This is a genomic window from Pseudomonas sp. PS01303, assembly GCF_029959385.1.
Lineage (GTDB): Bacteria > Pseudomonadota > Gammaproteobacteria > Pseudomonadales > Pseudomonadaceae > Aquipseudomonas > Aquipseudomonas rustica.
This window is the reverse complement of the sequence record NZ_JASCPK010000049.1, coordinates 19129-36722: the sequence shown is the minus strand read 5'-3', so window position 1 is coordinate 36722 and position 17594 is coordinate 19129. Positions and strand designations below refer to the sequence as shown.

The 17594-nt window shown below is 59.8% G+C and carries 11 protein-coding genes and 2 tRNA genes; 2 read left to right on the top strand and 11 right to left on the bottom strand.

Translation table 11 applies throughout. The annotated features are described in order from the left end of the window. Window positions 1–81: 81 nt before the first annotated feature. The 11 genes from QMX93_RS15445 to rnr form a co-directional block, all read right to left on the bottom strand. Window positions 82–972 (bottom strand): transglutaminase family protein, encoded by an 891-nt coding sequence (locus QMX93_RS15445; protein WP_282356826.1) that lies wholly within the window; start codon window positions 970–972, stop codon window positions 82–84. Next, window positions 972–3458 (bottom strand): circularly permuted type 2 ATP-grasp protein, encoded by a 2487-nt coding sequence (locus tag QMX93_RS15440; RefSeq protein ID WP_282356825.1) that lies wholly within the window; start codon window positions 3456–3458, stop codon window positions 972–974. The genes QMX93_RS15445 and QMX93_RS15440 overlap by 1 nt, the downstream gene beginning before the upstream one ends. 70 nt (window positions 3459–3528) lie before the next feature. Beyond that, the gene (locus QMX93_RS15435; protein ID WP_282356823.1) at window positions 3529–6822 is read right to left on the bottom strand and encodes a transglutaminase family protein; all 3294 of its coding nucleotides are present in this window, start codon (window positions 6820–6822) and stop codon (window positions 3529–3531) included. A gap of 422 nt (window positions 6823–7244) precedes the next feature. Then, the gene (locus QMX93_RS15430; protein ID WP_282356822.1) at window positions 7245–9557 is read right to left on the bottom strand and encodes a YgiQ family radical SAM protein; all 2313 of its coding nucleotides are present in this window, start codon (window positions 9555–9557) and stop codon (window positions 7245–7247) included. A 190-nt stretch (window positions 9558–9747) separates the two neighbouring features. Further along, entirely contained in the window at window positions 9748–11145 is a 1398-nt protein-coding gene (gene dnaB / locus QMX93_RS15425; RefSeq protein ID WP_053116810.1) for a replicative DNA helicase, read from the bottom strand. Between the two features lie 120 nt (window positions 11146–11265). Then, window positions 11266–11712, bottom strand: a complete 447-nt coding sequence (rplI, locus tag QMX93_RS15420) for a 50S ribosomal protein L9 (RefSeq protein WP_042557398.1) — start codon at window positions 11710–11712, stop codon at window positions 11266–11268. An 18-nt stretch (window positions 11713–11730) separates the two neighbouring features. Further along, on the bottom strand, window positions 11731–12624 hold the full coding sequence (locus QMX93_RS15415) for a hypothetical protein (RefSeq protein WP_212544907.1): 894 nt from the start codon (window positions 12622–12624) through the stop codon (window positions 11731–11733). 36 nt (window positions 12625–12660) lie between these two features. Then, entirely contained in the window at window positions 12661–12891 is a 231-nt protein-coding gene (gene rpsR, locus QMX93_RS15410; RefSeq protein ID WP_002551829.1) for a 30S ribosomal protein S18, read from the bottom strand. 28 nt (window positions 12892–12919) lie between these two features. Beyond that, window positions 12920–13342: a 30S ribosomal protein S6 gene (gene rpsF, locus QMX93_RS15405; protein WP_003217491.1), complete on the bottom strand. Its 423-nt coding sequence runs from the start codon at window positions 13340–13342 to the stop codon at window positions 12920–12922. A gap of 276 nt (window positions 13343–13618) precedes the next feature. Then, the gene (gene rlmB / locus QMX93_RS15400) at window positions 13619–14383 is read right to left on the bottom strand and encodes a 23S rRNA (guanosine(2251)-2'-O)-methyltransferase RlmB (protein WP_008078316.1); all 765 of its coding nucleotides are present in this window, start codon (window positions 14381–14383) and stop codon (window positions 13619–13621) included. Next, complete coding sequence (rnr, locus tag QMX93_RS15395) at window positions 14380–17010, bottom strand: ribonuclease R (RefSeq protein ID WP_282356813.1); 2631 nt, start codon at window positions 17008–17010, stop codon at window positions 14380–14382. The genes rlmB and rnr overlap by 4 nt, the downstream gene beginning before the upstream one ends. Window positions 17011–17235: 225 nt before the next feature. On the opposite strand from rnr, the gene QMX93_RS15390 reads away from it, so the two are divergent. Further along, window positions 17236–17322, top strand: a tRNA-Leu gene (locus tag QMX93_RS15390). 181 nt (window positions 17323–17503) lie between these two features. Beyond that, window positions 17504–17590: transfer RNA gene (locus tag QMX93_RS15385), tRNA-Leu, on the top strand. Window positions 17591–17594: the final 4 nt, after the last annotated feature.

Genomic DNA, 17594 nt, shown 5'->3' with positions numbered 1-17594 from the left:
CGATAGCGGTGTGCCAGTTGAAATATTTGCTGCTGACACACCGCTATCGCGAGCAGGCTCACTCCTACAGTTTGATCTGCGTTAATCCAGTGGCATTACGGTGACGCGCACTTCCGGATCGTGGTTGCCGCCGCCGAGGATTACCCCGCGTAGCGGCGAAACATCTGAAAAGTCCCTGCCCCACGCCAAAGTGATGTGCTCCAGTGCCGGCTGCACGTTATTGGTCGGATCGAAATCCACCCAGCCCAGCACCGGGCAAAACACCGACACCCACGCATGCGAGGCATCGGCGCCGATCAAGCGTGGCTGCCCCGGCGGCGGCTGAGTCAGCAGATAACCACTGACGTAACGCGCCGCCAAGCCTCGCGAGCGCACACACGCCAGCATCAAGTGCGCGAAGTCCTGACACACCCCGCGCCGCCGCTCCAGCACTTCTACCAGCGGCGTCGCCACTTGGGTCGCTTCGGCATCGAAGGTGAATTCGCTGAATATCTTCTGCATCAACGCCTGCACACCGAGCATCAATGGCTGCCCCGCAGGGAAACAACTTTGCGAGAACTCGACGAAGCTGCGCTTCAAATGCACATACGGTGACTGAAAGCGGTATCGACACGCCTCAAGTATCTCGGCGGACAACGGCAGGCTGCTGTAGGTCAAAGCATCGCGGGTCTGCTCCCACGCCGGCGACTGCTTAAAATCCAGCACCGGCCGCGCCAGCACTTCCACCGTCAGCCGCGCGTTGACCTGCAATTCATCATGCGGGCGCTCGAACGCCAGTCGGGTTAGCGGATTACCGAACACATCCAGCTCATCGCGGCGCGCCGTCGGCTCCGGGCTGATCAGCAATTTTTGTTCGGTGCAGCGCTGCCAGGCACATTCGCGCGGCCATAGATGTGCCAACTGCTGCGCCAGCGACACCGGGCTGTCGTAGTGGTAACAGGTGTCGTGGAGGATCTGGTAATGCGCGCTCATCAGACGGACACCGTGCGTTGGCTGACATCATCGACGTGAGCGAAATGGCGCAGGGCCAGACGATCAGATACTTGCCCGCTGGCCTCAGCAATCTCTTGCAGCAGATCCGCCAGACCATTGAGCGCGGCGCGCACGCTGGTGTCACCGAACAGCGGATTTTCCAGACAGCCCAGATCGAAACGCGCCAGCCGCTCGACCAATTGCGGCAGCCCAGCCTCCCGAGGCGCACCGAAATCCTCGTTCAGGCGCTTCAACGTGCGCGTCACCAGTTTCAGCTGGAACAGCACCGCGTGCGGGTTCTGCTCATCCAGCAGCAACAGATCCAGCACCGGGATCAATTGCGCCACCGCCAGATACCGTGAGCGATAGGTGATGCTGCTGTTACCCAGTTCCAGTAGCCATTCCAGCCCCGACTGATCGAAAGCGCCGGCACCGCGCAAAAATGCCGCGAGACTGCTGCTGAGAAATTGCAGACGTTCGATGCGCCGGCCAATCATCAGAAATCGCCAACCCTCATCGCGGGTCATGTCGTCGAGGGCAAAACCGGACAACGCCGCCAGCGACATCACCAGTCGGTTGAGAAAATCCAGCAACTCGCCGAAGTCCGGCTCGTCGGTATCCAGCTCCATCGCTTCGCGCTGCAACTCGACCAGCGCCTGCCAGTTCTCCCGCGAAAGTTTACCGCGCACCTGCGAGGCCGCCCACTGCAAGCGCTGCAGGTTGGAGCGCAGGCTGAATGACCAATCTTCGCCGAGCAATGCCGCCAAAAGGCGTTCAGGCAATTCGCCTTCGTCCGGCAACAGCGCCAGCCGTTCGCCAAGATCGACAGCGGCCTGCAACGCTTGCGGGTCATCGCCGTCGACATATCGCGCGAGCATGATCCGAAGCAGTCGCGCACTGTCGTCGCAGCGTTCGCAATAACGGCCGAACCAGAACAGGTTTTCCACCACCCGCGACGGCAAATAGGGATCGCGGCGGACGAGATCATGCACGCCGACATTGCGCTGAGTTTTCCACTGCTCACCGCTCGGCGGTCGTTCGCCCAGCACCCAGGTGTCCTTGCTCGCGCCGCCGCGCTGCATCGACACCACTTCGGCATCGGCCTCGGCGGCCACGCGGGTCAGGCCACCGGGCAGCACGCGATAACCGTCGCGACTGGCCACGGCGTACATGCGCATGCCGATCGCCCGGGGTTGCAACTGACCGTTCTCAGCCTGCCAGATAGGCGCGTGGGACAGTTGAGCCAATTCTTGCGCGACGTAGGCGTAAGGGCGCGCCTGCATGCGCTCGGACAGCGCCTGACGCTGTTTTTCACTCAGATCACGACCAAACACGGGTGCGAAGGTTTGCGAGGGGAATGCCGGTTTGATCAACAGTTCCGGAAGTTTCTCCAACGCCTGCGCCAACACCGGCGCCTCGCCGCACCACCACGTGGCAATCGATGGCAGGATCAGTTCTTCGCCGAACAGGTATTGATTGATCTTCGGCAGAAACCCCAGCAACCCCGGCGATTCCAGCACGCCGCTACCCAATGCGTTGGTCACCAACACACGGCCCTGACGCACCGCTTCAAGCAATCCGGGCACGCCGAGCGCCGAGTCCGTACGCAGCTCCAGCGGGTCGCAGAAATCGTCGTCGAGCCGGCGCATGATCGCGTGTACCCGACGCAGGCCGCTGAGGGTTTTCAGGTAGACCGTGGCATCGCGCACGGTCAGATCGCCGCCCTCGACCAGCGGATAACCGAGCTGGCGAGCCAGGTACAAATGTTCGAAATAGCTTTCGTTGAAACGCCCAGGCGTGAGCAACACGATCAGCGGCGCGTCATCGTCGCAGGGCGCCTGACGGGCCATGGTTTCCTGCAACGTACGAAAAAAACCGGCCAGATGCTGCACCTTCAGGTCGCGGTACAACTCGGGGAAAGCACGGGAAACGATGGTGCGGTTTTCCAGCGCATAACCGGCACCCGATGGCGCCTGAGTGCGATCGGCCGTCACCCACCAGCGGCCGTCCGGCGTGCGCGCCAGATCCACCGCGTAGAGATGCAGGAAAGCCCCTTCCGGTGGCGCAATGCCCTGACACGGCCAGAGAAAATTGTTGTGGCCGAAGACCAGTTCCGCCGGCAGCAACCCCTCACTGATCAGCTTTTGTGGGCCATAAAGATCCGCCAGCACCGCATTGAGCAGACGCGCCCGCTGAGCGATCCCCGCCGACAACTGCTGCCATTCATCCGCCGCAATCACATGGGGCAGCAGATCCAGTTCCCACGGCCGATCCGCGCCTTTGGGGTCGGCATAGACGTTATAGGTGACGCCGTTTTCCTGAATCTGCCGCGCCAGCAATGCCTGCCGTTGTACCAACTGCGCCGGCGTGCTGCGCTGCAACTGATCGAACAGTCGCCTCCAATGCGGGCGCACCGCTCCCCTGCCGTCGAGCAGTTCGTGATAAGTGCCCGCCGTGAGCGGGTAGCGGTCTAGCAGGTCAGGCATGGAAAGCTCGGCAGACAGCAAGGAACGGTCAGACTAACGCAGGCACATGACGCCCGGATATACGAAAAATCTAAGCGTCGCGTACGATTTGGAAACGTCGTAAATCGATTGTCATCGGTAGCTCGTCAGTGATTTCCACCTTCGGTATAGGAAGTTTCCCTGGCGTGTGTCCGACGCGGAAGAATCGCGCCATACGTCGGCTCTCCGCTTCGTTAGCGTTAACCGGCAGCGTTTCGTAATTACGCCCGCCGGGATGCGCGACGTGGTACTGACAACCGCCCAGTGATCGACCCATCCAGGTGTCGAGCAGGTCGAACACCAGCGGTGCATGTACGGGTATCGTCGGTTGCAGGCAGTTGGCCGGTTGCCAGGCGCGATAGCGCACACCGGCGACGAATTCGCCGACGCGCCCGGTCGGGTGCAACGGCACCGCGATGCCATTACAGGTCAGCAGATAACGCTGCGGCGGCAAGCCTTTTACCTTGACCTGCAAGCGCTCCAGCGATGAATCGACATAACGCACCGTGCCGCCCGCCGCGCCCTCCTCGCCCAGCACATGCCACGGTTCCAGCGCCTGGCGCAGTTCCAGTTCGATGCCATTGACGGCGTAATCGCCGACCTTGGGAAAACGAAACTCCAGATGCGCCGCAAACCATTCCGCCCGCAGTGGATAACCGGCGTTGTTCAGTTCGACGATGACGTCGGCGAAGTTCTGCTCGATAAAGTGCGGCAACAGGAAGCGATCGTGCAACTCAGTGCCCCAACGCGCCAGTTTCGGCGGCGCATAAGGTTCGCGCCAGAACCGTGCGACCAGCGCCCGCAGCAATAATTGTTGAGCGAGGCTCATGCGCGCATGCGGCGGCATTTCGAACGCGCGCAACTCCAGCAAGCCGAGACGCCCGGTGGCGCCATCCGGCGAATACAGTTTGTCGATGCAGAATTCGGCACGGTGGGTGTTGCCGGTGACGTCGATCAGCAAGTTGCGCAGCAATCGATCGACCAGCCACGGTGCGCATTCCTCGCCCGGCTCCGGCATCTGCGCGAAAGCGATTTCCAGCTCATACAGCGCGTCATTGCGTGCCTCGTCGACACGCGGCGCCTGCGACGTCGGGCCGATGAACAAGCCGGAAAACAGATACGACAATGACGGATGGTTGTGCCAGTAACTGATCAGGCTGCGCAGCAGATCCGGACGTCGCAGAAACGGTGAATCCGCCGGTGTTGCGCCGCCGAGCACAAAGTGATTGCCGCCGCCGGTACCGGTGTGGCGGCCGTCGATCATGAATTTCTCGGTGGTCAGGCGGGTTTGCCGCGCTTCTTCATAGAGGAACTCGGTGCGCTCGACCAACTCGTCCCATGTCGCCGATGGCTGCACGTTGACCTCGATCACGCCCGGATCGGGGGTGATGCGGAAGTTGCTCAGGCGTTGATCGCTCGGCGGCTCGTAGCCTTCCAGCAAGACCGGACAATGCAGTTCTTCGGCGGTGGCTTCGATGGCCGCGACCAGTTCCAGATAATCTTCGACCCGTTCCAGCGGTGGCATGAACAGGTACAAACGCCCTTCGCGGGCTTCGGCACAGAACGCGGTGCGGGTCAGCCAATCGGCGGATTCGTCGATTTTTGGCGTGCGCTCATCAGACGTCGCCGGTTCGCCGTGAAGGTTGAGTTGGGTGGTTTGCGGCAGCTCGGGAAAATCCTGATTTGGATCCTGTGGATGAATAAACGGGTACTCGGCGGCTTTCACCCACGGCTGCGAACCGAGCGGCAGGCGATAACCCAGCGGTGAATCACCCGGCACCAGACGGCAATGATCATCGCGCAGGTACCAACGCCCGCTCTGCCATTGATCACCCTTGGCTGTACGCGCTAACGGCAGCACTTGGCCGATCACCTTGTTCAGGCCCTGACTGAAGACCTTGCGCAGGCGTGCGCGCTCCAGCGGCTCCTCCAGACGCGAGTCTTCGGCGCTGACGTTGCTCGGCAACGTGCCCTCGCGCCAGAGGTAATAGAAGTTATCTTCGTAGGCCGGGAACACAAAACGTGTAGGCAATTTCAGGCGTTCGGCGACACTGGCGAGGAAACGCCCGGCCAATTCACCTGTGGCGCCGTAATCCTGCTGCTCGTCAGCGATCAGCGCATCGTTGTGCCAGACCGGCACGCCGTCGCGGCGCCAGTAGCAATTGAGCGACCAGCGCGGCAGTTGCTCGCCGGGATACCACTTGCCCTGACCAAAATGCACCAGGCCCTTCGGTGCGTAGTGTTTGCGCATGCGCTGGAACAATTCCGCAGAGAGACGGCGCTTGTCCTCGCCCAATGCAGCGGTGTTCCACTCGGCGCCGTCCGGGTCATCGATGGACACGAAAGTCGGCTCGCCGCCCATGGTCAGGCGCACGTCATCGGCTAACAGATCCGCATCGATCTGCCGGCCCAGCGCTTGAATCGCCAGCCATTGCTCATCGGTGTAAGGCTTGGTGACGCGCGGCGCCTCCCAGATCCGCTCCACCGACATTTCGTGGCTGAACACGCATTCGCAGGGTTCGACCAAGCCACTGATCGGCGCCGCCGAGGACGGATCGGGACTACAGGCCAACGGGATATGTCCTTCACCGGCGAACAGTCCAGACGTGGCGTCCAGACCGATCCAGCCGGCGCCCGGCAAATACACTTCGCACCAGGCGTGCAGGTCGGTGAAATCCACTTCAGTGCCGGACGGGCCGTCGAGGCTTTTCACATCGGCGGTCAGTTGAATCAGATAACCGGATACAAACCTCGCGGCCAGCCCGAGGTTGCGCAGCAATTGCACCAGCAACCACGCCGAGTCGCGGCAGGAGCCTGAGGCGTGTTCGAGGGTGTGCTCAGGGGTTTGCACACCCGGTTCCATGCGGATCAGGTAGCCGATGTCTTCGCTGAGGCGCTGGTTGAGTGCGACGAGGAAGTCCACCGCTGGCAGCGGCGTGCGGTCGATGGCGTCCAGATAGGCTTTGAATTTTGGTGTCAGTGGCAGGGTTTCGAGATACGGCGCCAGTTCCTTGCGCTCATCGGCGGCGTAGGCGAAAGGGATTTTCTCGGCGTAGGGCTCAAGGAAAAAATCGAAGGGATTGAACACGGCCATTTCGGCCAGCAGATCGACTTCAATGCGCAACTCATCGGTTTTCTCAGGAAAGACTAGCCGCGCAAGGTAGTTGCCCTGCGGGTCTTGCTGCCAGTTGATGAAATGCTGCTCGGGCGAGACTTTCAGCGCATACGACAAAATCCGCGTGCGACTGTGGGCAGCCGGGCGCAGGCGAACGATCTGCGGGCCGAGTTCGACAGCGCGGTCGTAGCGGTAATGCGTGACGTGATGCAATGCGACATGAATCGACACGGCGTGCCTCCTGCGAGCCTAAGCGTATTCGAAAGCGCGCAAGACTTATGCCATGCAGAGGCTTGGGCGCTTTCCCGGAATGCTTAGGTCAGTACAGCACCAAAATCGGGCGATGCGGGGAAATGGTTTGGGCTCATTGCACGTAAATGTTGCGAGAACCCCCTCACCCTAGCCCTCTCCCGGAGGGAGAGGGGACTGACCGAGGTGGATATTGGAGATACGCCGACTTGAAAGTACTGAGTCGAACTCAGGATATGAAAAGCACGGAAATCTGCTCCCTTCCCCCTCGCCCCCTTGGGGGCGGTCCGACGTTTCGGGAGGGTTGGGGTGAGGGGGATGGATCTTGCGGTTTGCATAAATCCAACGGCAGAAACGCAAAACGCCAACCCGAAGGTTGGCGTTCTGTTCAGCTAAAAAGCAACTTAGCGCGGAACGACCGGCTTGCGGGTCGGTTTCGGCCCTTTGCCTTTCGCGGCGTCTTTACGCTCTTTCGCAGCCTGTTGGTTGCGGGCAAATGCCGCCGCCTTGGCCTGCTCTCGCTTGTCCCAAGGATTACCACCGTCACTGGCACGCGGCGGCAGACCGGTGTGCTGGGTGAGGATCTTGGTGGTCTTCTCTTTGCCTTCCTTCGCCACTTTATGGCTGCCAGCCGGTGTCGAGTTTTTGCGACGGGCGCTCTGGTAGCTGTCGGTGGTCGGCTGGTGCGTCGGGATCAGTTGATCCTTGCCCGAACCGATCAGGTCGCCGCGACCCATGCGGATCAGCGCTTCACGCAGCATCGGCCAGCCTTTCGGGTCGTGATAACGCAAGAACGCCTTGTGCAGACGACGCTGCTCTTCGCTCTTGACGATATTCACGCCGTCACTCTTGTAAGTGACCTTGCGCAGCGGGTTCTTGCCCGAGTGGTACATCGCGGTGGCGGTGGCCATCGGCGACGGGTAGAACGCTTGCACCTGGTCGGCGCGGAAGCCATTGCCCTTGAGCCACAGGGCCAGGTTCATCATGTCTTCGTCGGTAGTGCCCGGGTGGGCGGCGATGAAGTACGGAATCAGGTACTGCTCTTTGCCCGCTTCCTTGGTGTACTTCTCGAACATGCGCTTGAACTTGTCATAGCTGCCGATGCCCGGTTTCATCATCTGGTTGAGCGGACCTTCCTCGGTGTGTTCCGGGGCGATCTTCAGGTAACCGCCGACGTGGTGGGTCACCAGCTCTTTGACGTACTCTGGCGACTCGACCGCGAGGTCGTAGCGCAGGCCGGAGGCAATCAGAATCTTTTTCACACCCGGCAAGGCACGGGCGCTGCGGTACAGCTGAATCAGCGACGAGTGGTCGGTGTTCAGGTTCGGGCAGATGCCCGGGAACACGCAGGACGGCTTGCGGCACGCGGATTCGATTTCCGGCGTTTTGCAGGCGATGCGGTACATGTTCGCGGTCGGGCCACCGAGGTCGGAGATGACGCCGGTGAAGCCTGGCACCTTGTCGCGGATCTCTTCGATCTCGCGAATGATCGACTCTTCGGAACGGTTCTGGATGATCCGGCCTTCGTGCTCGGTGATCGAGCAGAAGGTGCAGCCACCGAAGCAGCCGCGCATGATGTTCACCGAGAAACGGATCATGTCGTAGGCCGGAATTTTCTCCTTGCCGTACGCCGGGTGCGGAACACGGGCGTAAGGCATGCCGAACACGTAGTCCATTTCTTCAGTGGTCATCGGAATCGGCGGCGGGTTGAACCAGACGTCGACTTCGCCGTGCTTCTGCACCAGCGCGCGGGCGTTGCCCGGGTTGGTTTCGAGGTGCAGCACGCGGTTGGCGTGAGCATAAAGAACCGCATCACCGCGGACTTTTTCCATCGACGGCAAACGGATCACGGTCTTGTCGCGGGTCATGCGCGGGCTGGCCAGAATCTGTACAACCCTGGCTTCCTGCGGATCGTCGACCGGGCCCTTTTCCTGCTCGATGGCGCAGGCCTGGGTGTCCTGGGTGTTCACGTACGGGTTGATGATCTTGTCGACCTTGCCCGGACGGTCAATGCGCGTCGAGTCAACTTCGTACCAGCCTTGCGGCGTGTCACGACGGATGAACGCGGTGCCGCGCACGTCGGTGATGTCTTCGATCTTGTGGCCGTAGGACAGACGCTGGGCGACTTCGACAATCGCACGCTCGGCGTTGCCGTACAGCAGAATGTCGGCGCAGGCGTCGATCAGGATCGAGTTACGCACGCGATCCTGCCAGTAATCGTAATGGGCGATGCGGCGCAGGGAGGCTTCGATGCCGCCGAGAACGATCGGCACATTTTTGTAGGCTTCTTTGCAGCGCTGGCTGTAGACCAGGCTCGCGCGATCCGGACGTTTGCCGGCCATACCGCCCGGGGTATAGGCGTCGTCGGAACGGATTTTTTTGTCGGCGGTGTAGCGGTTGATCATCGAGTCCATGTTGCCGGCCGCGACGCCGAAGAACAGGTTCGGCTCGCCGAGCTTCATGAAGTCGTCTTTGGACTGCCAGTTTGGCTGGGCGATGATCCCGACGCGGAAGCCTTGTGACTCCAGCAGCCGGCCGATGATCGCCATGCCGAACGACGGGTGATCGACGTAGGCATCACCGGTGACGATGATGATGTCGCAGGAATCCCAGCCAAGCTGATCCATCTCCTCCCTGCTCATCGGCAGGAATGGCGCTGGCCCGAAACATTCGGCCCAGTACTTTGGATAGTCAAATAACGGCTTGGCTGCTTGCATGTCGATAACCGGTGTTGGCTTTCATTGAATTTCGCGGGCGCGGAATATAGCACAAATTTTGACCAATTCCGACGGCTGTGGTCGGAAATTGTGCCGACCCCATTCGCGAGCAGGCTCGCTCCCACATTTGAACGCATTCCAATTGTGGGAGCGAGCCTGCTCGCGAAGAGGCCAGATCAGGCGACGAAGATTACTCGTCGTCGTCGAAGTTATAGCTGCCCGGCGCAAGGTTTTCGAAACGGGTGTACTTACCGATAAACGCCAGGCGGATAAAGCCGATTGGCCCGTTCCGTTGCTTACCGATAATGATTTCGGCGATGCCTTTATGCTCGGTTTCCGGGTGATACACCTCGTCGCGGTACACGAACATGATCACGTCAGCATCCTGCTCGATCGCTCCGGATTCCCGGAGGTCGGAGTTGATCGGGCGTTTGTTCGGTCGCTGCTCGAGGGAACGGTTGAGCTGCGACAGCGCCACCACCGGGCAGTTGAATTCTTTGGCCAAGGCTTTCAAGGAACGCGAGATTTCAGAAATCTCGTTAGTGCGGTTGTCGCCGCCGGAACCTGGAATCTGCATCAATTGCAGGTAGTCGATCATGATCAGGCCGATGTCACCGTGCTCACGCGCCAGACGCCGGGTTCGCGCGCGCATTTCCGACGGACTGATACCGGCGGTGTCGTCGATGAACAGCTTGCGGTCATTGAGCAGGTTGACCGCCGAGGTCAGGCGCGGCCAGTCGTCATCTTCCAACTGACCGGAACGCACCTTGGTCTGGTCGATGCGGCCCAGCGACGAGAGCATACGCATGACCAGCGATTCGCCTGGCATCTCGAGGGAATACACCAGAACGGCTTTGTCGCTGCGCAGTACGGCGTTTTCCACCAGGTTCATCGCGAAGGTGGTTTTACCCATCGACGGACGACCGGCGACGATGATCAAGTCAGCCGGCTGCAGGCCGCTGGTCTTCTCGTCGAGGTCGGTGTAGCCGGTGGACAGGCCGGTAATCGCGTTGTCGGTGTTGAACAGTGTGTCGATGCGGTCGATTGCCTTGGTCAGCAAATCGTTCACGCCTACCGGGCCACCGGTTTTCGGCCGGGCCTCGGCAATTGCAAAGATCTGACGCTCGGCTTCGTCGAGGATTTCCTCGGCGGTGCGCCCTTCCGGGTTGAAGGCGCTGTCGGCGATCTCGGTGCTGATGCCGATCAGTTGGCGCAACGTCGCACGCTGGCGGACGATCTGCGCATACGCCTTGATGTTGGCGACGGACGGTGTGTTTTTCGCCAGTTCGCCGAGGTAACCGAGGCCGCCTACCTGCGAGGTCTGACCTTCCTTGTCCAATTGCTCGGCAAGGGTCACGACGTCGATCGGCGAGTTCTGATCGGCCAGTTTGGCGATCGCACGGAAGATCAGGCGGTGGTCATGTCGATAGAAATCACCGTCGGAGACTTGATCGAGCACGCGTTCCCAGGCGTTGTTGTCCAGCATCAGACCACCGAGTACAGCCTGTTCGGCTTCGATGGAATGCGGCGGCACCTTCAGGGCAGCGGTTTGCAGATCGTATTGCTCGGGAGCGGAGATATCGTTCATGGCCACTTGAGTTTGGTTGAAAATCAGGAATTGCAGAAAGACAAAGGGCACGACCTGTAAACAGGATCGTGCCCGATGTTAACCGTCTGACGGGCAAGCCGCCAGCCGATCAGGTATTGCTTAAGCTGCTACCACGACAACGCGTACGGTGGCTTCAACTTCGGCGTGCAGGTGCACAGCCACGTCGAATTCACCTACGTTGCGGATGGTGCCGTTCGGCAGACGAACTTCGCTCTTCTGCACTTCAACGCCGGAGGCGGTCAGTGCGTCAGCGATGTCGTGAGTACCGATCGAACCGAACAGCTTGCCTTCGTCGCCAGCGGTGGCAGTGATGGTCACTTCCAGCTCGGCCAGTTGGGCAGCACGGCTTTCAGCCGATGCTTTACGGTCTGCAGCAGCTTTTTCCAGCTCGGCACGACGCTCTTCGAACGCAGCGATGTTCGCTGGGGTCGCGGCGGTAGCTTTGCCGTAAGGCAGCAGGTAGTTACGACCGTAACCGGCCTTAACGTTTACTTTGTCACCCAGGTTGCCCAGGTTGGTGACTTTTTCCAGAAGGATCAGTTGCATGTGAAAATCCTCTAACTTTTAACCTTCACCGTTCGCGCTGTCGGTGTCTTTCGACACGTGACGACCGCGAAAATCAATCAGGCTGTCGACAATGGCCAAAACCACGAGCAACGGATAGATCAGCTGCATGAACAGCAACAGCGTGACGTACAACCCCACCAGCCAGAAACCGGCCAGTCGCTTCTGCCCGACCAGCCCGTGAATCAAGGCAAGTCCGGCGAACACCAGCGGTACACTGCACAACGGCGTCAACATGGCCATCTGTGCACCGAGATTCGGGCCCAGAAGCATCAACGCCAGCAGTAACATCGCCGGCCCCAGCGGGATCCGTATGGCGCGAAACTCGCGACCAAAACCACCCGGGTTGTACAACAACGCCTGCCAATGACGCCCGACAATCAGGCTCAGCACGCTGACGATCTGCAACAACGCCGCAATCAGTCCGGTCAGGACTGGTGCAATCAGGGACGCGAAACGCGCTTGCTCATCGACCGACAATTGCTTGTAGGTCTCACCGAGAAGCGCGGGCATTACCTTGATAAGGGCCTGCGCGAGCATCTCGATCTGGGCCGCAAACGCCGCCCCGAGCACCACCGAAAACACCACTCCTATTGCCACGCTGGCCAGCAGCGTACGAACCCAGGACTCACTTGCGCGCAAAATCAACGCAAGCCCCGAAGACCCCAGCAGCACCAGAAGTGCCCGTGGATCATCGGCGTACAACCACCAGACCAAGGCCGGCAGCAGTCCCAGCAACAGAACACCGAGGGCGTCTGTCAATCCGCGCCGCAGCAGCACAAGGCTCCCGGCGGCGGCACCCAACCAATACAACAACGGCAATGTTGCACATCCGGCCACTACGAGAGTGGCCTGCATGCGGCCGCGCATGATGAACTCAGCTAAGGCACGCATGCATTCAATCCTTTGCTACTTGTCGACTGCCCGGTCTCAGCGGCCGTGGCTGTCGGTGTAGGCCAGCAGGGCCAGGAAGCGGGCGCGCTTGATAGCGGTGGCCAGCTGACGCTGATAACGAGCTTTGGTACCGGTGATGCGGCTTGGAACGATTTTGCCGGTCTCGGATACGTAGGCTTTCAGAGTGTTGAGATCTTTGTAATCGATCTCCTTCACGTCTTCAGCGGTGAAGCGGCAGAATTTACGACGACGGAAGAAACGTGCCATTTGATAGGCTCCTTAAAAGGTCCGTGGATTACTCGTCAGCGTTATCGCTGTTGTCGCTGTCATCACTATCAGCGCTTTCAGCGCCTTCGTGCTCAGGACGGTCGCGACGCTCACGGCGCTCACTGCGGTTTTCTTCAGCCTTGAGCATCTCGGATTGGCCGGTAACGGCTTCTTCGCGACGGATGACCAGGTTACGGATCACTGCATCGTTGTAGCGGAAGTTGTCTTCCAGCTCGGCCAGGGCCTTGCCAGTGCACTCAACGTTCAGCATCACGTAGTGAGCCTTGTGAACATTGTTGATTGCGTAGGCCAGTTGACGACGGCCCCAATCTTCCAGACGGTGGATTTTGCCGCCGTCTTCTTCGATCAGCTTGGTGTAACGCTCAACCATGCCGCCGACTTGCTCGCTTTGATCCGGGTGGACCAAAAAGATGATTTCGTAATGACGCATGAATGCTCCTTACGGGTTGTAGCCTGCCGCTCAAAAACGGTCAGACAAGGAGTGAATGACACTTATGGACTTGCTGGCGCGGGGCACATGCGTGCCTGCCGTCACAGCAAGGGGCGCAATTGTAGAGAAGGGACAGAAGAGGTGCAAGGCAATTGGTGATTATTTGAACAATCACCAAAGAACACCTGTAGGAGCTGCCGAAGGCTGCGATCTTTTGATTTTGTTTTTAAAGACAAGATCAAAAGATCGCAGCCTGCGGCAGCTCCTACAGGGGGCTTATTTCTTGGCAGCAGGCTTGGCTTTTACGCCGCGCTGACGCTGGGCCTCGAACAGGCAGACGCCCGTCGCGACTGAGACGTTGAGGCTGCTGACGCTACCGGCCATCGGCAGCTTCACCAGATAGTCGCAGTGTTCGCGGGTCAGGCGGCGCATGCCTTTGCCTTCGGCGCCCATGATCAGAATGGTCGGGCCCGTCAGATCCTGGTCGTAGATGCTGACTTCAGCTTCGCCTGCTGTGCCGACAACCCACAGACCGCGCTGCTGAAGCTTTTCTAGTGTGCGCGCAAGGTTGGTCACGGCCACCAACGGAATCACTTCCGCCGCGCCGCAGGCCACTTTACGCACGACCGGCGTCAGGGTTGCCGACTTGTCTTTCGGCACGATCACCGCCAGCGCACCCGCCGCATCGGCCGAACGCAGGCAGGCGCCGAGGTTGTGCGGATCGGTCACGCCGTCGAGCACCAGCAGCAATGGTGCGCCGTCGGTGCGATCGAGCAGTTCGTCGAGCATCGCTTCGCCCCAGACCTGGCTCGGGCTGACTTCCGCGACCACGCCTTGGTGAACGCCTTCAACCCAGGCGTCCATTTCACGGCGCTCGGCCTGACCGACCTGGACACGATTTTCGTTGGCCAGCTCAACCAGCGTCTGCACGCGCGGATCGTTGCGGCTTTCCGCCAGCCAGATCTGCTTGACGCGCTTCGGGTGGTGACGCAGCAACGCTTCTACCGCGTGAACGCCGTAGATTTTTTCCAACTGACTCATGACTTCGCCTTCGGTTTACGTGCCCCGCCACTTTTGGCTGGAGCAGAACCCGCTTTTGGCGGGCCTTTACGGTGTTTGCTCGGTTTTGCTGGCTTGCCGCCGGAGGCCTTTTCAGGCGCCGACCGCCCGGTCTTTCCCCCAGGCGCCGCTTTACCACCGTTTTTGGCGTCGGAAAGCAGAGCCTTCTTCATTTCACGGCTTTTACGCAGCTCGGCGTTTTTCGCCACAGCGTCGCTTGGACGATAGGCTTCGGGAGCTTTCTCTTTCGCTGGACGGCGACCTGCGGTTTTTGCAGGAGCCGCTTCGGCTTTTTCCTTCGCGGCTGGCGCAGCAGTTTCAGCACCACGTTTTTTGCGACCGATCGGCGCGCTGATGGTTTTTTCGGCCATCTCGAAGTCGATCTTGCGCTCGTCGAGGTCAACGCGCATCACGCGCACTTCAACGGTATCGCCCAGACGGAAGCTACGACCGGTGCGCTCGCCCGCCAAGCGGTGATGCACAGGATCGAAGTGGTAGTAATCGCCCGGCAGCGCGGTGACGTGCACCAGGCCTTCGACGTAGATATCAGTCAGTTCGACGAACAGACCAAAACCGGTCACGGCAGTGATCACACCCGGGAACGACTCGCCCACGCGATCCTTCATGAACTCGCACTTGAGCCAGTTCACCACGTCGCGGGTCGCTTCATCGGCACGGCGCTCGCTCATCGAGCACTGCTCGCCGAGTTGCTCCAGCGCCGCTTCGTCGTACGGATAGATACGTGCTTTCGGAATGGTCATCGCACCGGCACGGCGAACGTGCGGGGTGTCCTGTTTCGAATGGATCACGCTGCGGATTGCGCGGTGCGTGAGCAAATCCGGGTAACGACGGATCGGCGAAGTGAAGTGGGTATAGGCTTCGTAATTCAGGCCGAAGTGGCCCTGATTGTCAGCGCTGTACACCGCTTGGCTCAGCGAACGCAGCATCACGGTCTGGATCAGGTGGAAATCCGGACGATCCTTGATGCTCGCCAGCAATGCCTGGTAGTCCTTCGGCGACGGGCCGTCCTTGCCTTTATGCAGGGACAAACCGAGCTCGCCGAGGAAGGCGCGCAGTTTTTCCAGACGCTCCGGTGGCGGGCCGTCGTGGACGCGGTACAGCGCAGGAATTTCGTGCTTCTTGAGGAATTCGGCGGTGGCCACGTTGGCCGCCAGCATGCATTCTTCGATCAGCTTGTGCGCATCGTTACGGGTGGTCGGACGGATTTCGGCAATCTTGCGCTCGGTACCGAAGATGATCCGGGTTTCCTGCGTTTCGAAATCGATCGCGCCACGTACGTGACGAGCCGCCAGCAGAACCTTGTACAGCGCATAAAGCTGCTTGAGGTGCGGCAGAACGTCGTTGTACTCACCGCGAAGCTGACGCGCCTCGGTGACTTTCGGCGTTTCCAGCATCGCGCTGACTTTGTTGTAAGTCAGGCGAGCGTGGGAATGGATCACCGCCTCATAGAAGCAGTAGTCGGTCATTTCGCCGGACTTGGAGATGGTCATCTCGCAAACCATGGCCAGACGATCGACGTGCGGGTTCAGCGAGCAGAGACCGTTGGACAGTTGCTCAGGCAGCATCGGCACGACACGCTCGGGGAAGTACACCGAGTTGCCGCGCACTTGCGCTTCGTTGTCCAGCGCCGAACCGATTTTCACGTAGCTGGAAACGTCGGCAATCGCCACGTACAACTTCCAGCCGCCGGAGAACAGGCGCAGCTTGCCCGGTTTGGCTTCGCAATAAACCGCATCGTCGAAATCGCGGGCATCTTCGCCGTCGATGGTGACGAACGGCAGATGGCGCAGGTCGACGCGCTTCTCTTTGTCTTTTTCTTCGACTTCCGGCTTGAGCTTGGCCGCTTCTTTCAGTACGGCTTCAGGCCAGACGTGCGGAATGTCGTAGGTGCGCAGGGCGACATCGATTTCCATGCCCGGCGCCATGTAGTTGCCGACCACTTCGACCACATCGCCTTGCGGCTGGAAGCGCGGCGTCGGCCAGTGGGTGATTTTCACCTCGACGAACTGACCGATCTGCGCGTTGGCATTACGGCCCGGCGTGACCAGCACTTCCTGCTGGATCTTCGAGTTGTCGGCAACGACGAAACCGATGCCGCCTTCTTCGAAGTAGCGACCGACGATGGTTTCGTGAGCACGCGAAACCACTTCGACGATCACGCCTTCGCGGCGACCGCGACGGTCAAGACCGGAAACACGGGCCAGCGCACGGTCACCGTCGAACACCAGACGCATTTGCGCCGGGCTCATGAACAAGTCGTCGCTGCCGTCGTCCGGCACCAGGAAGCCGAAACCGTCACGGTGACCGCTGATGCGACCGAGGATCAGGTCGAGCTTGTCGACCGGCGCGTACGTGCCGCGGCGGGTGTAGATCAGTTGAGCGTCGCGCTCCATGGCGCGCAGGCGGCGGCGCAGGGCTTCGACCTGGTCTTCTGTGGTCAGACCAAACTCTTCGACCAGTTGCTCGCGGGCAGCAGGCGAACCCCGATCGGCGAGATGCGCCAGGATCAGTTCGCGACTAGGAATAGGGTTTTCATATTTTTCCGCTTCACGAGCGGCCTCGGGATCGAGGGACTGCCAATCGGCCATTAGAGAGTTTTCACCTTGTCTATATGCGGGTTAGTTTGGCATAGGCGCCATGAAACGGGAAATTTCCGCTTCTATAAGGCGCGTATCCGGGGCTGTAGCGTTGCTTGAAAGCCGTTTTGACCACCGCCGGTAAAAAAAATCATGTTTTTTGCTGAGAGGGGTTTACAGTTAAAAAGACGCTCCGTATAGTGCGCGCCATCGACGACGCACAGCGTTGCCGATACTGCCCAGATGGTGAAATTGGTAGACACGCCAGCTTCAGGTGCTGGTGACCGCAAGGTCGTGGAAGTTCGAGTCTTCTTCTGGGCACCAATTTAGAGTTTGAGACTAGATCAGTTTCAAGACTCACACAAAAACCCGCGAAAGCGGGTTTTTTGCATTCTAAGGAACGCTTTTGTTAAAACCGATTTATTAAAATTAAATCAGGGGTTTACAGATCAAAAAGCGCTCCGTATAGTGCGCCACATCAACAGCGGCAACGCTAGCGATGATTGCCCAGATGGTGAAATTGGTAGACACGCCAGCTTCAGGTGCTGGTGACCGCAAGGTCGTGGAAGTTCGAGTCTTCTTCTGGGCACCAATTC